The sequence below is a fragment of the Streptomyces sp. JW3 genome, assembly GCF_052216785.1.
GTDB lineage: Bacteria > Actinomycetota > Actinomycetes > Streptomycetales > Streptomycetaceae > Streptomyces.
This window is the reverse complement of record NZ_JBQOUX010000034.1, coordinates 52,215-68,240: the sequence shown is the minus strand read 5'-3', so window position 1 is coordinate 68,240 and position 16,026 is coordinate 52,215. Positions and strand designations below refer to the sequence as shown.

Below are 16,026 nucleotides of genomic sequence, written 5' to 3'. Positions count from 1 at the left end.
GGACGAAGAACGTCGCCCGCACCCCGAGGTCGTCCAGCACGTCGAGGAAGCGCGGGGTGGACGCCGGGTCGGGTCCGTCGTCGAAAGTGAGCGCGACGTGCCCGGGACGGCCGCGACCGGCCAGCCCGGGCAGCAGCCGGCGCCGCGGCCCCGGCAGCCAGGTCGCGGCCGGACCGATGTGGGCGAGCGCCGCGGCCAACGGCACCAGGGCGCTCGCCGCGCGCAGCACGCGGTACCGGTCACTCATCCGGGACTCCTGATCGGTGTGGTGGGGCGGGGTGGTGCTTAGGTGGTGTGGTTCGGTGGGGTGCTTCGGTGGGGTGGGGGACGCCTGCCCGCCATCGGGCCGACTCCGTACTGTCGGCCGGGCCGGTCATGGCGCCCGGCCGTCACCGTCGCGGGCCGCCGCCGCCGTGTCCCAGGTGCCGTGCACCGACGGCGCGCGGGCCAGCCCCAGGCTGCCGAGGCCGATCAGCGCCACCCCAAGCACCTCGGGCACGATCCGGATGCCGAGGGCGATCTCCTCCCCGAACAGGACCCAGCCCAGCGCCACGCTGGTCAGCGCGTCGCCGAGGGTCAGCGCGGGCTGGGAGGCGGCCAGCGTGCCCGCCCGCAGCGCGCTCTGCAGCAGCAGGAAGCTCAGTACGCCCACCACCGCCGTGGCGTACAGCGGCCACTGGGTCAGTACCGCGGCCACGCCCTGCGGGAACCGTCCGGTGACCTCCTTCAGCAGCGCCGCCGTCCCCCCGAAGGCCACCGCCGAGGCCGCGCCGAACAGCGCGGCACGCGGCGCGCCCCGGGTCAGCCGGCCGGCCGCGGCCAGCACGGCCACCGCGCACAGCACCGCCGGTCCGGCCGCCGCCCACCGCCCCGGCGTCGCGGTGTCCTGGCCCGCCGAGGGCGAGGCGGCGCCCAGGAACAGGGCCAGCCCCACGGCCAGCGCCCCGAACGCCAGCCAGGTCGTCGCATCGGGCCGATGGTGGAACACCACGCTGCCGACCACCAGGGTGAACAGCAGCTCACTGGCCATCAGCGGCTGGACGACGGCCAGACTGCCCACCGCGAGCGCCGCCGCCTGGAGCACGGTCGTCACCGCGAGCAGCGCCGCGCCGCCGACCCAGTACGGATCCCGGACCAGCCGCAGCAGCCAGCGGACCGGGTGGCCCGGCGGGGCGTCGTCCGCGTCCTGCGCGGCGGCCCGCCGCTGGAGCACCGACGCGGCGGCGTTGGACAGCGCCGCGAACAGCGCGAGGACGACGGTGAGCGCACTCACCGCCGCGCACCCCCGCTCGCCCGTCCCGGCCGCCCGTTCATCCGAACCGGGCGGCCAGCCGCCGGTACAGCCCCGGCGCCGCCCCCCGGACCCGGCACGGCAGCCGCAGCCACCCCGGCACGTACACCTCGTCCCGCCCGCGCACGACCGCGTCCCGGATCGCGTCGGCCACCCGCTCCGGCGGCACCGGACGGGGCCGGGACCGCTGGTAGGGCGCTCCCCGGCGTTCGAAGAAGGGGGTGTCCACGACACCCGGGATCACATGGCTGACGCCCACCCCGGTCCCGCGCAGTTCGAGGCGCAGGGCGTCCGCGAAGGTGCCGAGCGCCGCCTTGGCGGCGGAGTAGACCGCCTCGCCCCGCACCCCCACACAGCCCGCCAGCGATCCGACGATCACCACCCGCCCGCTGCCCGCCGCCACCATGCCGGGCAGCAGCAGCCGCACCAGGCGCAGCGTGGCCACCAGGTCGGTGCCGACCACCTCGTCGATGGCGGGCGCGGGCATGTCCCGGAACTCCCCGGCCCAGCCGATCCCGGCACCGGCCACCAGCAGGTCCACCCGGCCCGCGGTCGCCAGGGTGAAGTCGGCGAGCAGGCGGTCGGCACCGGGAGCGGTGAGGTCGACGGCGAGCGCGGAGGCCGCCGAGTCGTCGGCGACGGCGCGCAGCCGCCCCGGATCGCGGCCGGTCAGCACCAGGTCCCAGGAGCCGTCGGCCCCCAGCCGCCGGGCCAGCGCCGCGCCGATGCCGGAGGAGGCCCCGGTCACCAGCGCCGTACGCGTCCGGGTGCCCGCCGGGTCCGTGCGCCGCGGGGAGCGCGCGGCGGCCGCGTCGGGCGCGGCGGCCGGCGGCGCGGCCGGGGACCGGGGGCGGGAGAACGCAGAGACCATGCCAACCACCTCGGCTGCGGGCCGTTCACCGTAGGAGCGGTCGGCGCTCGGGTGTCCGGCGGGACGGCGGGACGGGCGAAGACGGGGTATCCCGACAGGATCAACCGAAACGCCGTCTTTGTCATGATTTGAGGGGGTCATGGTTTCAAAGGATATGTACGGGCTACTCCCACCGCCGTGCGCCCCAGCAGCCCGTCCCCGCCCCGCCGGCCGGCCCCCGTGCCCCCGCCGCCCGCCGGACGGCTGCTGGTGCTCAGCGCCGCGATGGGCGCCGGCCACGACACGGTCGCCGCCGAACTGGTGCGCCGCGCCCGCGCCCGCGGCGGCGACGCCGTGGTCGTCGACGTGCTCACGCTGCTGCCGTACGGCCTCGGCGCCGGGCTGCGGCATTTCTACCGCGGCTCGGTACGGCACTTCCCCTGGGCGTACGCCGCCCTGTACCGGCTGTTCCTGCGCCCCGGCCCCGGCCGCCGCCCCAGCGGCACCCCGCTGGCCCGGCTGGCCGGCGACCGGCTGAGCGAACTGGCCGAGCGGACGGCGGCCGACGTCGTGGTCCCGGTCTTCCACCTCGGCGCCCAGCTGACCGGCCATCTCCGGGCCCGGGGCCGGCTGTCCCTGCCCAGCGCCGTGCTCGTGATCGACTTCGTGCCGCACCGGCAGTGGCTGCACCCGGGCAACGACCACTACCTGTGTCTCACCGACGCCTCCGCCCGCGCGGCCCACCGCAGCACCGGGGTGCCCGCCCGGGCCTGCGGTCCCGTCGTGGACCCGGCGTTCCGGGCCGAGGCCCCGGGCGCCGACGGCTGGCGGCGGCTGTTCGCCCGGCACGGCCGGGGCCGGACCCCGGTGGTGCTGGCCTCCGGCGCCTGGGGCGTCGCCTCGCACCTGGACACCACCGCCCGGCTGCTGGCCCAAAACGGCTTCCTGCCGGTGGTGCTGTGCGGTGCCGACGAGCGGCTGCGCCGCCGGCTGTCCGGCGTCCCGGGCACGCTGGCCCTGGGCTGGGTGACGGACATGCCCGGTCTGCTGCGCACGGCCCGCGCCCTGGTCGACAACGCGGCCGGCCAGACCGCCGTACAGGCGCTCGCGGCCGGACTGCCGGTCGTCGGCCACCGGCCGATCCCCGGCCACGGCACCGACGGCGTCCGGGCCATGGCCGCGCTGGGCGTCTCGGAGGCCGCCGCGGACGACGCGGACCTGCTGGCCGCGCTGCGCCGGCTCACTCCCGACGGCCCCGCCCGCCGCGCCCGCACCGCCGCCGGACAGGCCCTCTTCCGGGTCGATCCCGTCGACCTGGCACTCGGCCTGGCGTTCGATCCGGCCTCCGGCCCGGCCCGGACGGCGCGCGGACGCGGATGAACGCGGCGGCGCCGGTTACTCCGTCCGGGGGGCGGGCACCCGTGCGGAAGATCGAGCCGAGGAGGCACGTCGTGAGGGTGGACGAGTTCCTGACCCAGGTCCGCGACCGCGGGGAGTACCACAGCCAGGAGGAGGCCGAACAGGTCACCGAAGCGGTCCTCTGGGTCCTCGCCTCCCGGATCGTGCCCGAGGAGGCGGGTGAGCTGGCCGCGCAGCTGCCCGCTCCGCTGGACGAGGCGCTGCGCCTGGAACGCGGGCGCCCCGAGTCGTTCGACCGGGCGGAGTTCCTGCGGCGGGTGGCGCAGCAGACCGGCGCGCGCCCGCGCACCGCGGAATGGGATTCCAGCGCCGTCCTGTCCACGGTGGCCGACACGGTCTCCGCGGGCCAGGTCGGGCAGCTGCTGGACCAACTGCCGCCGGACTGGGCGGACCTGTTCGGCAGGACCGGTGAGACGGCCACGGGGAGGCACGGATGACGGACGGCGAGAGGGCCACAGGGAGGCATGTATGACGGACGGCGAGCGGGTCTACGGCGACGAGGAGGGCACGCCGCTCGGCGGGTACGCGGCCCTCGCGACCACCTTCGCCACCGGCGTGGGCGTGTTCGCGTGGACGGCGCACCGGCGCGGGGTGCGGCTGCCCGACGGGGTCCCGCCCTGGGACCTGGCGCTGCTGGGCACGGCCACCTTCAAGGCGTCCCGGCTGCTGACCAAGGACAAGGTGACCAGCTTCCTGCGGGCGCCCTTCACCCGGCGCGAGGCCGACAGCCACGGCTCCGAGGTCAACGACGCGCCGCGCGGCGACGGGCTGCGGCGTGCTGTCGGCGACCTCGTCTCCTGCCCGTTCTGCACCTCGGCCTGGGTGGCCGGCGGGCTGGTCGCCTCGTACGCCTGGACGCCCCGGGCCGCCCGGCTGGTGTGCGCGGGCCTCAGCGCCGTCGCGCTGTCCGACTGGCTGCAGTACGCGTGGAGCCGTACGGAGCAGAAGGCGGAGGGCTGAGCCGCCGGGTCAGGACTGCTCGGCGCGCTCGGCGTGCAGCTTCTTCACCCGGGCCTCCTCCTTGCGGACGTCGGCCTGCACGGCGCGCTCCCGCTGGAGCCACTCGGGGTCCTGCTGCTTCAGCGCCTCGATCTGCCCGGTGGTCAGCGCTTCGTCGACCCCGCCGCGGCGCAGCCCGGCGATGGAGACGCCCAGCTTGGCGGCGACCACCGGCCGCGGGTGCGGGCCGTCGCGCCGCAGGTCGCGCAGCCACTGCGGCGGCTCGGCCTGGAGCGCGTTCAGCTCGGCGCGGGAGACGGTGCCCTCCTGGAACTCGGTGGGCGTGGCGTCGAGGTACACACCCAGCTTCTTCGCCGCGGTGGCGGGCTTCATCGTCTGGGTGTTCTGGTGCTCGGTCATGGCGTCCAGGGTATCGATCAGCCGACCGACCGCCGACCACACCGTGAGCGGAGGGTGGCCGGGACGGCCCTCGGGCGCGGCTGCGCCCGTGCGCGGGCCGGTAACCTGGCCCGGTGACAGCCTCGCCAGCCCCCGACCCGTTCCGTCTCGCCTACGTCCCCGGGGTGATGCCCGGCAAGTGGGTGCGCATCTGGGGCGAGCGGCGACCGGGCGTCCCGCTGTCCCTGGCCCAGCTGGGCGCCGCCGAGGCGGCCGGCGCGCTGCTGGCCGGCGACGCCGACGCGGGCCTGGTGCGGCTGCCCGTCGACCGTGACGTCCTCAGCGCCATCCCGCTCTACACCGAGACGACGGTCGTGGTGGTGCCCAAGGACCACCTCGTCACGGCCGCCGACGAGGTGACCGTGGCCGATCTCGCCGAGGAGATCCTGTTCCATCCCCTGGACGACGTGCTGGCCTGGGAGACCCGGCCGGGCCGGCCCGCCCTGGAACGCCCCGCCACCACGGCCGACGCCGTCGAACTGGTGGCGGCCGGGGTGGGCGTGCTCGTCGTGCCGCTGTCGCTGGCCCGCCTGCACCACCGCAAGGACCTCACGCACCGCCCGGTCACCGACGCCCCCCAGTCCGCGGTGGCGCTGTCCTGGCCCCAGGACGCGCACACGGACCTGGTGGAGGACTTCATCGGCATCGTCCGCGGCCGGACCGTGAACAGCACCCGGGGCCGCGCGCAGGCCGCGCCGCAGCCGCGCAAGTCCGACCCGAAGAAGCAGACCGGGCGCGGCGGCGGCCACCGCACACCCGGCGCGGGCAAGCAGACCGGGGCGAAGAGCGGCGCCCGGCGCGGCAAGCCCCGCCGCCGTTCCTAGGCCGGCCTTCCGGAGGGACCTCAGCCGGCACTGGCACTCGGCGTCGGCGACGTCGTGTTCACCTCCAGTCCCGGCGGCTCGGTGAGCGACACCACCGGTTCCCCCGGCTGCGGGGCCGGCGGCGTGACCTGGGCCGCGGGCAGTTGCGGCGGGGCGGTCTGCTGGAGGTTGGCCTGGTCGAAGTTGACCAGCCCGGTCTTCTCCAGGACGGTGATGTGGTCCAGGACGGTGTCGTTGGCCTGGTCGGCCAGCTGACGCACGAGACTGTTCTCGGTGTTGGCGCGGATCTTGGCGATGGCCGGGAAGATCTGCCCGTGGGTCACCCGCATGATGTTGACCGCCGTGGTGTCGAACTGCTTGCCCGTCGTGCCCTCCACGGTCGCCACGAACTGCTGCTGCTGCGGCGAGGCCCGGTTGGGCAGCACGATGCCCAGTTCCGGCGCGATCTTGCGGCAGGTGGCGTCGAGCCGGGCGTGGCCCACCACCAGGTGCTCACCGGCCTCCCGCATCTCCGGTGTGGTCCCCCGCTCCATGGCCAGCAGCCCCAGCGGGTGTTCCCACAGCCCCGCGGCCCGCACCTTGACCACGAAGTCCCGGTCCGCCTCGGTCAGCGGACCGTACCGGGTGTCGGCGATGACACGGTCCGGGCCACCGGTGGTGTTCCGCACCCCGAGCATGGTCGGGTAGGCGAGCGCGGTGAGGGTGAGGAGCAGGGCACCGATCACGAAGGCGGTACCCGCGGTGGCGCGCGTGACGCGCATCGTTCCTCCTGGGTCGGGCGGGCGCGGACAACAGGAGATACGCACGCGCGCCGCGAATCAGTCACCGCCCCGGGCAAAACCTCGCCCGGCTGTGCGTCACTGCCCCCGGCGGGTGCGGCCGACCGACTCCACCAGCGGCAGCAGCCGGTGCGGGACCCGTTCGCGCAGCGCCACCTCGGAGCGGGTGCGGACCACGCCGGGGAGGCTGATCAGCTTCTGGACGACGTCCTCCAGATGGGCGTTGTCCCGGGCCACCACCCGGGTCAGCAGGTCCCCGCCGCCGGTGATCGAGAACGCCTCGACGATCTCGGGGACCCGCGCGAGCGCGTCCCCCACCTCGTCCAGGTGGCCCTGCGTCACCTCGATGTGCACGAAGGCCAGCACCGGATGCCCGAGCGCGGCGGGGGAGAGGACCGGGCCGGTCCCGGTGATCACGCCGTCCCGCTCCAGCCGGTCCAGCCGCGCCTGCACCGTGCCCCGGGCGACGCCGAGGAGCCGGGCGTACTCCCGGACGCTGGTGCGCGGCTGTTTCAGCAGCAGCCGCAGGATGCGGGTGTCCAGCTCGTCCACGGCCACGCCGTCCTCCGCTCTCCCGGTACCGGTCCGCTGGGCCGATGGCCGGCCCCTGGACATCGTAAAGCCCTCCGTGCTGGACCAATGGCCCAGTGAATGAGTGAACACTTGAGCCAGCGGCGTACGAGATGCTGCTATTGAAGGGTCGATGGCGCTGCGGAGAACCCCGCGGCGCTTTTTTGGTGTCCGCGCGAGCGTTTTCGGTGTCGGCGCGAGCGGTGATCCGAAGGGGGAGGCGAGTGCTGCTGAAGAGCATGAAGAGCATGGAGAGCATGAAGAGGGTGTTCGTCGCGCCCGACCCGGGGCGGGTGCGGCTGCGCTTCGCGGTCCGGGCCGTACTCGGCATCGGCGCGGCCGTCGCGCTGTGCGGGCTCGCCGGTCAGCCGCTGGCCGGCGCGGTCGCGGGCGGGCTCGCCGCGCTGCTCGCGCTGTTCACCGTCACCGACGCCACCGTGCGCGGCCAGGCGGTCAGTACCGCGCTGCTGCCGGCCGTCGGCCTGCCGGTGCTCGCCGTCGCGGCCCTCCTGCACGACCAGCCGGTCGCCCGGGACCTCGCCTTCCTCGCCGTCACCGGCGCGGGCGTGTACGCCCGGCGCTGGGGCCCGCGCGGCCACAGCCTCGGCGTCTTCGCCTTCATGACCTACTTCGTGGCCCAGTTCCTGCACACCACCCCCAGTCAGCTCCCCGGCCTGTACGCCGCCGTCCTGCTCTCCGTGGCCACCGCCGCGGCGGTCCGCTTCGGACTGTGGTGCTACGAGCGCCACCTCCCGGCGCCCGTGGTGCCCGCCCCGCCCGGCGGCCGGGGGCTGGCCCGCGGCACCACCCGCCAGGCCCTCCAGGCGACGGCCGGCGCGGGCTTCGCCCTGGTCGTCGGGCACCTGGTGTCCGGGGACCGCTGGTACTGGGCGGTGGGCGCCACCTGGTGGGTCTTCGTCAACACCAGCTCGCGCGGCGAGACCCTGGTACGCGGCTTCCGCCGGGTGGCCGGCACGGTGCTCGGCATCGGCCTCGGCCTGCTGGTCGCCGTCCCGGTGGCCGGGGCCGCCCTGCCCAGTGCCGTCCTCGCCGCCGCCTGCGTCTTCGGCATCTTCTACTCGGCCGCCGTGTCGTACACCTGGATGATGCTCTGCGTCACCCTCCTCGCCGAGCTGCTCTACGGGCTGCTCGGCGTCCTCACCCCGGCCCTGCTCGCCCTGCGCCTCGCGGAGACCGCGGTGGGGGCGCTCGGCGCGGCGCTCGCGGTGCTCCTGGTGCTGCCGGTCACCACCCACGCCGTCACCGACGGCTGGATCCAGCGGGCCCTGCGCTGCGTGCACGCCTGCACCGCCGAGGCGGCCGCCCGGATCGCCGGCGACACGGACGCCGACCCGGCGCCGCGGCTGGCCGAACTGGAGCGGCTGCTCGGCCGGGTCCGGCTGTCGGTGGCCCCGCTGACCCACCCGCTGAACCCGCTGCGCACCCGCAAGCGGCGCGCCCGCCGAGTGCTCGCGCTGCTCGACGACTGCGCCCGCGAGATCCACGGCCTGGTGGCCGTCGCCGCCGACCCGGTGGCCTCGCACGACGCCCGGCTGCCCGCCGCGTGCGGCAGGGTGGCGGCCGCGGTCGAGGCGCTCACCGGCGGCGCCGTCCCGGCGCGGACGGAGCGTACGGGGCGTACGGGGCGTACGGGGCGTACGGGCGCGGTGGAGCCGGTCCTGGTCCATCTGCACGGCCTGGAGCACGCGCTGGCCGAACTCGCCGCGCCACTGCGCGGTCCGGCACCGCTCGGCTTGGACCGGGCGGCCTGACCGACCACCGGACCCGTCACCTGGTCTGGACCGGAGGTGCCCGCTGCTACCGTCGCCCGAAGGACGGCAGGGTCGGCAGGGTCGGCAGGGACGAGAGGGGACAGCGGTGGCAGAGGGCACGGGCCGGCAGCGGCGGGCGTACATCGGGTCGTTCACGGCGGCCGGCGGCACCGGCATCGTCACCGCGGCCGTCGATCCGGACAACGGCGCGCTGACCGCGCTGGGCGCCGTGAACGCCCTGCCCGACCCCTCCTACCTGGCACTGTCGCCCGCCGGGGACACGCTGTACGCCGTCAGCGAGACCGCCGACGGCGCGGTGGCCGCCTACCGGGTGACCCCGGACGGACCCGTCCCGGCCGGGCCGCGGGTGTCCGTCGACGGCAGCGGACCCACCCACCTCAGCCTGTACCGCGGGCATGTCCTGACCGCCAACTACGGCTCGGGCAGCGTCACCGCCGTCCCCGTCCGGCCCGACGGCACCCTCGCCCGCACCGCCTCCGGCGTGCTCCGGCACACCGGCTCCGGCCCGCAGGCGCCACGCCAGCAGAGCCCGCACGCCCACCAGGTCCAGCCCGACCCCAGCGGCCGCTGGGCGGTCAGCGTGGACCTCGGCACCGACTCGGTACGCGTGTGCACCCTCCGGGACGGGGCTCCCGCCGTGCACCGGGAGTCCGCCCTGCGTCCTGGTTCCGGGCCCCGGCACCTCGCCTTCCACCCGGACGGCGCCCGCGCCTACGTGGTCAACGAACTCGCGCCGACCGTCACCGTCTGCCGCTGGGACGCCGAGGAGGGCGCGCTGCGCCCGCTCACCGAGGTCCCGGTGCTGCCCGGCGCCCCGGCCGGCGACGTCCACCCGTCCGGCGTGGTGGTCTCCTCCGACGGCCGGTTCGTGTGGACCGCGACCCGCGGCGCGGACCTCCTGACGGTGTTCGCCGTCGAAGGCGAGACGCTGCGCCCGGCCGGCACGGTGCCCTGCGGGGGCCACTGGCCGCGGGCGCTCGCCGAGGCCGACGGCTTCCTCTACGTGGCCAACGAGCGCTCCGGGAACGTGACCTGGTTCGCGGTGGACGAGGCCACCGGCCTGCCCCGCCGGGCCGGCGCGATCCCGGTCCCGGCGGCCTCCTGCGTGATCTTCGGGTAGCCGCCGACACGGGTACCGGACCAGGACACGGACCAGGACACGGACCAGGACACGGACCAGGACCAGGACACGGACACGGGCACGCCGAAGGGCCCGCTCCCCGGGCCAGTCGAACCGGCGAGCGAGCCCTCACCCGTCATCTGGCCGTCAGCGAACCGGCGTCCCCTGCGGCTGCGGCGGCGTGATCCCCAGCGCCGTCGTGTACTTGGCCAGCGCCAGCTTGCCGATGGCCGGGTACGGGCCGAGCGGCTGGGCCACCGAGCAGCCGGCCTCCTTGGCCGCCGCCTCCAGCAGCGTCGCCTCGATCTCCGGACCGATCAGGTAGGGCGCCAGCGCCAGCTGCTGGGAACCGGAGCCCCGCAACTGCTCGGCCACCGACGCGATCGAGCCCTCCTGGTCCAGCGCCGCCGCCATCACCGGCACGGCGAGCCGCGCGGCGAGCAGCATGCCGGTGATCCCGGCCGCCTGCACGGCCTCGTCGCCGCCCACCGACGCCAGCACGATGCCGTCCGCCGCGGTCGCCACGGTGAACAGCCGGGCCCGGTCGGCGCGGGCCAGACCGGCCTCCGAGAGCCGCACGTGCAGCGCCTCGGCCAGCAGCGGGTGCGGACCCAGTACGTCCGTCAGCTCGGCCGCCACCCGGCTGTCCATCACGGCCTGCCGGACCCGGCGCAGCAGCGCGCTGTCCGGCCCGGCGAGCAGCGGTACGACGACGGCGACCGGACCGTCGGGTTCCTTGACCTCGGCCCCGGCGGCGACCGCCTGCTCGAAGCGAGCGGCGCGCTCGTCGGCCGCGTGGGCCAGCACGGCGGCCAGCGACGGGAACTCCGCCTCGTCCCCGTCCACGTACCCGATCCGGGCGTCCAGGCCGGGCAGCTCGGAGCGGGCGATGCTCACGACCTCCTCGGCCAGGCTCCGCGTGGCACTGCTCGGCGTGCCCGGCACGGCGAGGACGAGCGCGGGCGCGCCCTCGGGAGCCACCAGCGGCTCGGGTCGGCGGTGGCGCCCCGGCTGGCGGGGGCGCGGCATTCGTACTGGCAGGCCGGACGCGGGCCCAGTGGGGGAGCTCATGGCGCCGCATGTTACTGGCTTCCTGGGCTCCCCTGTTCGGGGAGGGCCCAGGTGAGCGGTATCCGTCCGGTTTTGTCTGAAGAGTGATGTACGGATCGGCCGACATCGGCATGTTTCCCCTCCCCAGGAGACCGGACTCAGCCACCCCCGGAACTCGTCACCCACAGCATTCCCGGGGCGGCCGGCAGGGCCGGCGAACCGTCCGCCAGGCCGGTCGCGATCCGCACCGCGCCGTCCAGCGGATCGCCCTCGGCCGGCACCCGCGGCACCCCGGGCAGCCGGCGCGCCAGCTCCTCCTCCAGCGGACCGGTGAGGGCGTCGCCGAGCCGCAGCAGCCCGCCGGTGACGGCGACCCGGGCGCCCGGCCCGTCCGGCACGACCGCGGCGGCGGAGTCGGCGAGGTGCCGGGCGGCGGCCCGCAGAATGCCCACGGCCACCGGGTCACCGTCCGTACCGCTGTCCGTGCCTTCGTCCGTACCGCCGTCCGTACCGCTGGCCGTACCGTCGTCCGTACCGCCGGCCGCGCACCGGGCCACGTCCGGTGCGAAGGAGGCGAGCACGGCGGCCCGGTCGGTGCGCGGGTACAGGGCGCCGGGCAGGCCCGGCACCGGTCCGAAGCGCCGCGTCGCGCGGGCCAGCAGCGGCGCGGAGCCGCCGGCCCGTCCGTCGTGCGCCCGCAGCGCGGCCTCCAGGCCCGCCCGCCCGATCCACGCGCCGCTCCCGCAGTCCCCGAGCAGATGCCCCCAGCCGTCCGCGCGGCGCCAGTGGACCAGATCCGTGCCGACGGCGATCACGCCGGTCCCCGCGGCGACCACCGCACCGGGCCGGAAACCGAGCGCCCCGGCGTAGGCGGTGACGGCGTCGGAGGCGAGCGCCACCGTCCGCACCCCCAGCTCCCGGGCCAGGGCACCGGGCAGTTCGGCCCGCAGGGCGTCCCCCAGGGCGACCAGCCCCGCCGCCCCGACCACGGCGACGGTGATCCGGTCCACCCCGGCCGCGGCGGCCGCCGCCCGTGCCAGCGGCCCCAGTTGGGCCATCAGATGCCCGGGATCGAGGCCCCGCGCGCCGGTCCGCACCGGCTCCCGCGAGACACGCGGCACCGGCGCACCGCCACCGCGCGCCCCGACGGCGACCCGCAGCCCCGAGCCGCCGGAGTCCACCGCGAGATGTCCGTCCGTCACGGCGGTGAAGGTTACCGTCGAAAACGCCCCGCGTAGGCCAGTAGAGTGACTGTCCGTGGCACCACGACCTCTCCATGAACTCGTCGAGCCCGGCTGGGCGAAGGCCCTGGAACCGGTGGCCGAACGCGTCGCCGCGATGGGCGACTTCCTCCGGTCCGAACTCGCGGCCGGCCGCACCTATCTGCCGGCCGGGCCGAATGTCCTGCGCGCGTTCCAGCAGCCCTTCGACGACGTCCGTGTCCTGATCGTCGGCCAGGACCCCTATCCCACCCCCGGGATGGCGATCGGCCTGAGCTTCGCGGTGGCCCCCGAGGTGCGCCGGCTGCCCGGCAGCCTGATCAACATCTTCCAGGAACTGGGGAGCGACCTGGGCCTGCCCCAGCCGTCCAACGGTGACCTCACCCCGTGGACCCGGCAGGGCGTGCTGCTGCTGAACCGGGCCCTGACGACCCGGCCGAACAACCCCGGCTCGCACCGCGACAAGGGCTGGGAAGAGGTCACCGAACAGGCGATCCGCGCCCTCGCCGAGCGCGGCCGGCCGCTGGTCTCCATCCTGTGGGGGCGCGACGCCCGCAACCTGCGCCCGCACCTGGACCGTTACCCGGTGATCGAGTCCGCGCACCCCTCCCCGCGCTCCGCCGACCGCGGTTTCTTCGGCTCCCGCCCGTTCAGCCGGGCCAACGACTTCCTGGCCCGGCAGGAGGCGGCGCCGGTGGACTGGCGCCTGCCGTAAGGTCCGTCACCCCTCGTCGGCGTCCAGCGCGGTCAGCCGCGCGGAGACGTCGGTGACCAGGCGCCGCAGCAGCCGCCCGAGGTCGGCCCGGTCCTGCTCCGGCCAGTGCCCGATCGCCTCGGTGAACCAGCCCATCAGCGTCGTCGTGTAGCGGTCGGTGGCCGCCGCGCCCTCCTCGGTGGGCTCGATGAGACTGGCCCGCCGGTCGTGCGGGTCGGCGATCCGCCGTACCAGGCCGCGCCGCTCCAGCTCCTGCACCTGCCGGGTGACATGCGGCCCCACCACCTGCATGCGCTCGGCGATCTCCCCGATCCGCAGCGGCCGGTCGGCCAGGTGCACGGAGAGCAGGACCGTCATCGCCGGCCGGTCCAGGGCGAGCCCCGCACGGTCCATGGCCTGCTCGGTCAGCCGCCCGCGATTGATCGCGTTGCTCAGCTGGGCCAGATGCGGGAGGACCTCCCGTACGTCGTCCATGCCCTCCATGCTCCCACTCGCTTGCATACCTAACTCAGGTATCTATATAGTCCCGAAAGAAAGATAACTAAGGTACGCATCTTTCCGATGCGACGCACGCGAAGGGTATGTCATGACCCGCTCCGTTCTCGTCTCAGGTGCCAGCATCGCGGGCCCCGCCCTGGCCTACTGGCTCGACCGCCACGGCTTCGACGTCACCGTCGTGGAGAAGGCGCCCGCCGTCCGCGGCGGCGGCTACGCCATCGACATCCGCGGCACCGCGCTCGGCGTCGTCGAGCGCATGGGCCTGCTGCCCGAACTGCGCCGGGCGCACGTGGACACCCGCCGGATCACCTTCCTCGACACCGAGGGAGCGCCGATCGCCGCGCTGGACACCGACACCGTCGTCGGGTCCGACGCACAGCGCGACCTCGAAGTACGCCGCGGCGACCTGGCCGCGGGCCTGTACCGGCTCACCCGCGACTCGGTGGAGTACCTCTTCGACGACTCCATCGCCACCCTCGACGACCGGGGTGACCACGTCGACGTCACCTTCCGCGGCGGCGCCCGCCGCCGGTTCGACCTGGTGATCGGCGCCGACGGACTGCACTCCCACACCCGCGGCCTGGTCTTCGGCCCGGAACAGCCCTACCACCGCTACCTCGGCCGCGCCTTCGCCGGCTTCACCCTGCCCAACGACTTCGCACTGGAGCGCGAGGCGGTGGTCTGGAACGTCCCCGACCGGGGCGCCGCGCTGTACGCCTACGAGCCGGGCGAGCGGATCCACGGCTTCCTCTTCTTCGGCCGGGCCGAGCCCCCGTTCGACGCGTTCCGCGACCCGCAGGCGCAGCGCGACCTCGTCGCCGCCACCTTCCCCGACCGGCGGTGGGAGATCCCCCGGCTGGTGGCCGCCCTGCGCGAGGCGGACGACCTGTTCTTCGACATAGTCAGCCAGATCCACCTGCCCGCCTGGTCCAAGGGCCGGGTCGCGCTGGCCGGCGACGCGGCGCACGCGCCCTCCTTCCTCTCCGGCCAGGGCTCCAGCCTCTCCCTGGTGGGCGCCTACGTCCTGGCCGGCGAACTGGCCACGCACGCCGACCACACCGCGGCGTTCACCGCCTACGAGAAGACCCTGCGCCAGTTCGTCACCCTGAACCAGGCCCTCGCCACCACCGGCGGCACCGTGGTCACCCCGCGCACCCAGGAGGAACTGGACGCCCGCGACCAGGCGCTGCGCGGCCGGACCGCCCTGCCCTCGGAGGAACGGGGCCGCGCCGCCTACAACGCGCTGGTCCTGCCGGAGTACGAGGACCTGACCTGACGCCCCGTCAAGCCGCCTGTGTCACCCGGTCCCACACCCAGTAGCAGCTGACCAGCACGATCGGCGCGGTCAGCGCGGGCAGCGCCCAGCGGTGCGCGGGGACCCGGCGCAACAGCGCCAGCAGCGGGAAGACCACCGCGATGATGCCCAGCTGCACCACCTCGATGCCGACGTTGAAGCTGAGCAGGGACAGCAGCAGTTCCCAGGACCAGCTCTCGTCGATGCCGAGGGAGCCGGCGAACCCGAGCCCGTGCACCAGGCCGAAGACGAAGACGGTGGGCAGCCGCCAGCGGGCATTGCGCGCGCGGTCGCGCAGCAGGACGTTGGCGAGGGCGACGACCGCGATGGACGCGGCGATCACCGGCTCCACCACACCCGCCGGCACCTCGACCACCCCGCACGCGGCCAGCAGGAAGGTGACGCTGTGCGCGGCGGTGAACGCGGACGCGGTGAGCACGATGTCGCGCAGCGAGCGGGCGCCGAGCAGCAGCGACAGCAGGAAGAGGATGTGGTCCAGGCCGAACAGCAGGTGTTCGGTGCCCAGCACGAAGAAGTCCCCCACCTGGTGCGTCGTCGCGGCCGGGTCCGCGCCGGCCAGGGTGAGGGAGGCCGCGGCGGGGGTGAGGACCTGGGAGCCGCGCCGGCCGCCGACGTCGTAGTGCACGATCGTCCGGGTGCTGTGGACGAAGCTCTCCGCGTCCGGGAACAGCGCGCTGGCGACGGTGACCGGCTCGTCGGCGCCGGCCGGACAGGTGTAGTCGAGGGTGACGACGGCGAAGGCGCGCCCGCCGCGGCTGCGCAGGTCCGCGTCGCCGGCTGGACGGGCGGTACAGGCCCGCGCACCGCGGACGAGCCCGAAGTGGCCGGTGACGTAGGCGCCGACCGCGTCGGCGTGCTGCGCCAACTGCCGCAGCTGCTCGTCGCGTTCCCGGGCCTGGTACGCCTCGGCGTACAGCCAGGCCGACTTCATCAGCAGGTCGTACTCCAGGTCGAGCCTGGCCTCGGGACGGTCGGCGGTGCCGGTGATCTCGGCGTACGCGGTCGAGGTGGCGTCGTGGGCGGCGGCGGGGGTGGCGCGCGGCAGGACGGTGAGGAGGACGGCGGCGAGCACGGTCAGCAGGAGGGCGGTGGAGGTGCGGCGCATGGCGGGCCCGGTTCCGATGTCTGATGGCGGTCGGTGGCCCCGCCGCCCGGACCGGTCCGGTCCGGGCGGCGGGGGAGCG

At 75.4% G+C, this 16,026-nt stretch carries 18 protein-coding genes; 8 read left to right on the top strand and 10 right to left on the bottom strand.

From position 1 onward, the window contains the following. From ACTT8P_RS16365 to ACTT8P_RS16355, 3 genes are all read right to left on the bottom strand, one after another. The coding region (locus ACTT8P_RS16365) for a polysaccharide deacetylase family protein (protein ID WP_442832371.1) at positions 1–247 on the bottom strand (247 nt) is incomplete at its 3' end. 126 nt (positions 248–373) lie between these two features. Next, on the bottom strand, positions 374–1,273 hold the full coding sequence (locus ACTT8P_RS16360) for a DMT family transporter (protein WP_442832370.1): 900 nt from the start codon (positions 1,271–1,273) through the stop codon (positions 374–376). Positions 1,274–1,310: 37 nt separating this feature from the next. Continuing rightward, on the bottom strand, positions 1,311–2,162 hold the full coding sequence (locus ACTT8P_RS16355; protein WP_442832369.1) for an SDR family NAD(P)-dependent oxidoreductase: 852 nt from the start codon (positions 2,160–2,162) through the stop codon (positions 1,311–1,313). 177 nt (positions 2,163–2,339) lie between these two features. Between ACTT8P_RS16355 and ACTT8P_RS16350 the strand changes: the two genes are divergently transcribed. From ACTT8P_RS16350 to ACTT8P_RS16340, 3 genes are all read left to right on the top strand, one after another. Then, a complete protein-coding gene (locus tag ACTT8P_RS16350; protein WP_442832368.1) occupies positions 2,340–3,521 on the top strand; it encodes an MGDG synthase family glycosyltransferase in 1,182 nt (393 codons plus the stop codon). A gap of 71 nt (positions 3,522–3,592) precedes the next feature. Further along, positions 3,593–3,997, top strand: a complete 405-nt coding sequence (locus tag ACTT8P_RS16345) for a DUF2267 domain-containing protein (RefSeq protein WP_442832367.1) — start codon at positions 3,593–3,595, stop codon at positions 3,995–3,997. Between the two features lie 31 nt (positions 3,998–4,028). Further along, positions 4,029–4,520 (top strand): DUF1360 domain-containing protein, encoded by a 492-nt coding sequence (locus ACTT8P_RS16340; RefSeq protein WP_442832366.1) that lies wholly within the window; start codon positions 4,029–4,031, stop codon positions 4,518–4,520. A 9-nt stretch (positions 4,521–4,529) separates the two neighbouring features. Here ACTT8P_RS16340 and ACTT8P_RS16335 read toward each other — a convergent pair whose 3' ends face one another. Next, positions 4,530–4,919, bottom strand: a complete 390-nt coding sequence (locus ACTT8P_RS16335) for a DUF5997 family protein (protein WP_442832365.1) — start codon at positions 4,917–4,919, stop codon at positions 4,530–4,532. 113 nt (positions 4,920–5,032) lie between these two features. Between ACTT8P_RS16335 and ACTT8P_RS16330 the strand changes: the two genes are divergently transcribed. Further along, complete coding sequence (locus ACTT8P_RS16330; protein WP_442832364.1) at positions 5,033–5,782, top strand: LysR substrate-binding domain-containing protein; 750 nt, start codon at positions 5,033–5,035, stop codon at positions 5,780–5,782. A 20-nt stretch (positions 5,783–5,802) separates the two neighbouring features. Here the strand turns inward: ACTT8P_RS16330 and ACTT8P_RS16325 are convergent, their stop codons facing one another. Further along, complete coding sequence (locus ACTT8P_RS16325) at positions 5,803–6,543, bottom strand: DUF4142 domain-containing protein (RefSeq protein ID WP_361172646.1); 741 nt, start codon at positions 6,541–6,543, stop codon at positions 5,803–5,805. A gap of 96 nt (positions 6,544–6,639) precedes the next feature. Further along, complete coding sequence (locus ACTT8P_RS16320; protein WP_442832363.1) at positions 6,640–7,119, bottom strand: Lrp/AsnC family transcriptional regulator; 480 nt, start codon at positions 7,117–7,119, stop codon at positions 6,640–6,642. 260 nt (positions 7,120–7,379) lie between these two features. Here ACTT8P_RS16320 and ACTT8P_RS16315 point away from each other — a divergent pair, with 260 nt between their 5' ends. Beyond that, positions 7,380–8,903 carry an FUSC family protein gene (locus ACTT8P_RS16315; protein ID WP_442832362.1) on the top strand — a complete coding sequence of 508 codons (1,524 nt, stop codon included), beginning with the start codon at positions 7,380–7,382 and terminating at the stop codon, positions 8,901–8,903. 106 nt (positions 8,904–9,009) lie between these two features. Further along, positions 9,010–10,044, top strand: coding sequence for a lactonase family protein (locus ACTT8P_RS16310; RefSeq protein ID WP_442832361.1), 1,035 nt, complete (start codon positions 9,010–9,012; stop codon positions 10,042–10,044). Positions 10,045–10,191: 147 nt separating this feature from the next. On the opposite strand, the gene ACTT8P_RS16305 is transcribed toward ACTT8P_RS16310, so the two are convergent. Together ACTT8P_RS16305 and ACTT8P_RS16300 are read right to left on the bottom strand one after the other, a co-directional pair. Next, positions 10,192–11,115, bottom strand: coding sequence for a sirohydrochlorin chelatase (locus tag ACTT8P_RS16305; RefSeq protein ID WP_442832360.1), 924 nt, complete (start codon positions 11,113–11,115; stop codon positions 10,192–10,194). 137 nt (positions 11,116–11,252) lie between these two features. Beyond that, positions 11,253–12,296, bottom strand: a complete 1,044-nt coding sequence (locus tag ACTT8P_RS16300) for an N-acetylglucosamine kinase (RefSeq protein WP_442832359.1) — start codon at positions 12,294–12,296, stop codon at positions 11,253–11,255. Between the two features lie 55 nt (positions 12,297–12,351). Between ACTT8P_RS16300 and ACTT8P_RS16295 the strand changes: the two genes are divergently transcribed. Then, positions 12,352–13,029 (top strand): uracil-DNA glycosylase, encoded by a 678-nt coding sequence (locus tag ACTT8P_RS16295; protein WP_442832358.1) that lies wholly within the window; start codon positions 12,352–12,354, stop codon positions 13,027–13,029. A gap of 6 nt (positions 13,030–13,035) precedes the next feature. Here the strand turns inward: ACTT8P_RS16295 and ACTT8P_RS16290 are convergent, their stop codons facing one another. Then, entirely contained in the window at positions 13,036–13,503 is a 468-nt protein-coding gene (locus ACTT8P_RS16290) for a MarR family winged helix-turn-helix transcriptional regulator (protein ID WP_442832357.1), read from the bottom strand. 112 nt (positions 13,504–13,615) lie between these two features. On the opposite strand from ACTT8P_RS16290, the gene ACTT8P_RS16285 reads away from it, so the two are divergent. Then, positions 13,616–14,803 (top strand): FAD-dependent monooxygenase, encoded by a 1,188-nt coding sequence (locus ACTT8P_RS16285; protein ID WP_442832356.1) that lies wholly within the window; start codon positions 13,616–13,618, stop codon positions 14,801–14,803. A 7-nt stretch (positions 14,804–14,810) separates the two neighbouring features. Here ACTT8P_RS16285 and ACTT8P_RS16280 read toward each other — a convergent pair whose 3' ends face one another. Further along, entirely contained in the window at positions 14,811–15,947 is a 1,137-nt protein-coding gene (locus tag ACTT8P_RS16280) for a HupE/UreJ family protein (protein ID WP_442832355.1), read from the bottom strand. Between the last annotated feature and the right edge of the window lie 79 nt (positions 15,948–16,026).

What these genes read in the sequence shown, in the direction of transcription:
- ACTT8P_RS16305 (WP_442832360.1), bottom strand. Translation starts at nt 11,115, where the DNA reads ATGAGCTCCCCCACTGGGCCCGCGTCCGGCCTGCCAGTACGAATGCCG.
- ACTT8P_RS16335 (WP_442832365.1), bottom strand. Translation starts at nt 4,919, where the DNA reads ATGACCGAGCACCAGAACACCCAGACGATGAAGCCCGCCACCGCGGCG.
- ACTT8P_RS16355 (WP_442832369.1), bottom strand. Translation starts at nt 2,162, where the DNA reads ATGGTCTCTGCGTTCTCCCGCCCCCGGTCCCCGGCCGCGCCGCCGGCC.
- ACTT8P_RS16285 (WP_442832356.1), top strand. Translation starts at nt 13,616, where the DNA reads ATGACCCGCTCCGTTCTCGTCTCAGGTGCCAGCATCGCGGGCCCCGCC.
- ACTT8P_RS16315 (WP_442832362.1), top strand. Translation starts at nt 7,380, where the DNA reads ATGGAGAGCATGAAGAGGGTGTTCGTCGCGCCCGACCCGGGGCGGGTG.
- ACTT8P_RS16325 (WP_361172646.1), bottom strand. Translation starts at nt 6,543, where the DNA reads ATGCGCGTCACGCGCGCCACCGCGGGTACCGCCTTCGTGATCGGTGCC.
- ACTT8P_RS16340 (WP_442832366.1), top strand. Translation starts at nt 4,029, where the DNA reads ATGACGGACGGCGAGCGGGTCTACGGCGACGAGGAGGGCACGCCGCTC.
- ACTT8P_RS16290 (WP_442832357.1), bottom strand. Translation starts at nt 13,503, where the DNA reads ATGGACGACGTACGGGAGGTCCTCCCGCATCTGGCCCAGCTGAGCAAC.
- ACTT8P_RS16280 (WP_442832355.1), bottom strand. Translation starts at nt 15,947, where the DNA reads ATGCGCCGCACCTCCACCGCCCTCCTGCTGACCGTGCTCGCCGCCGTC.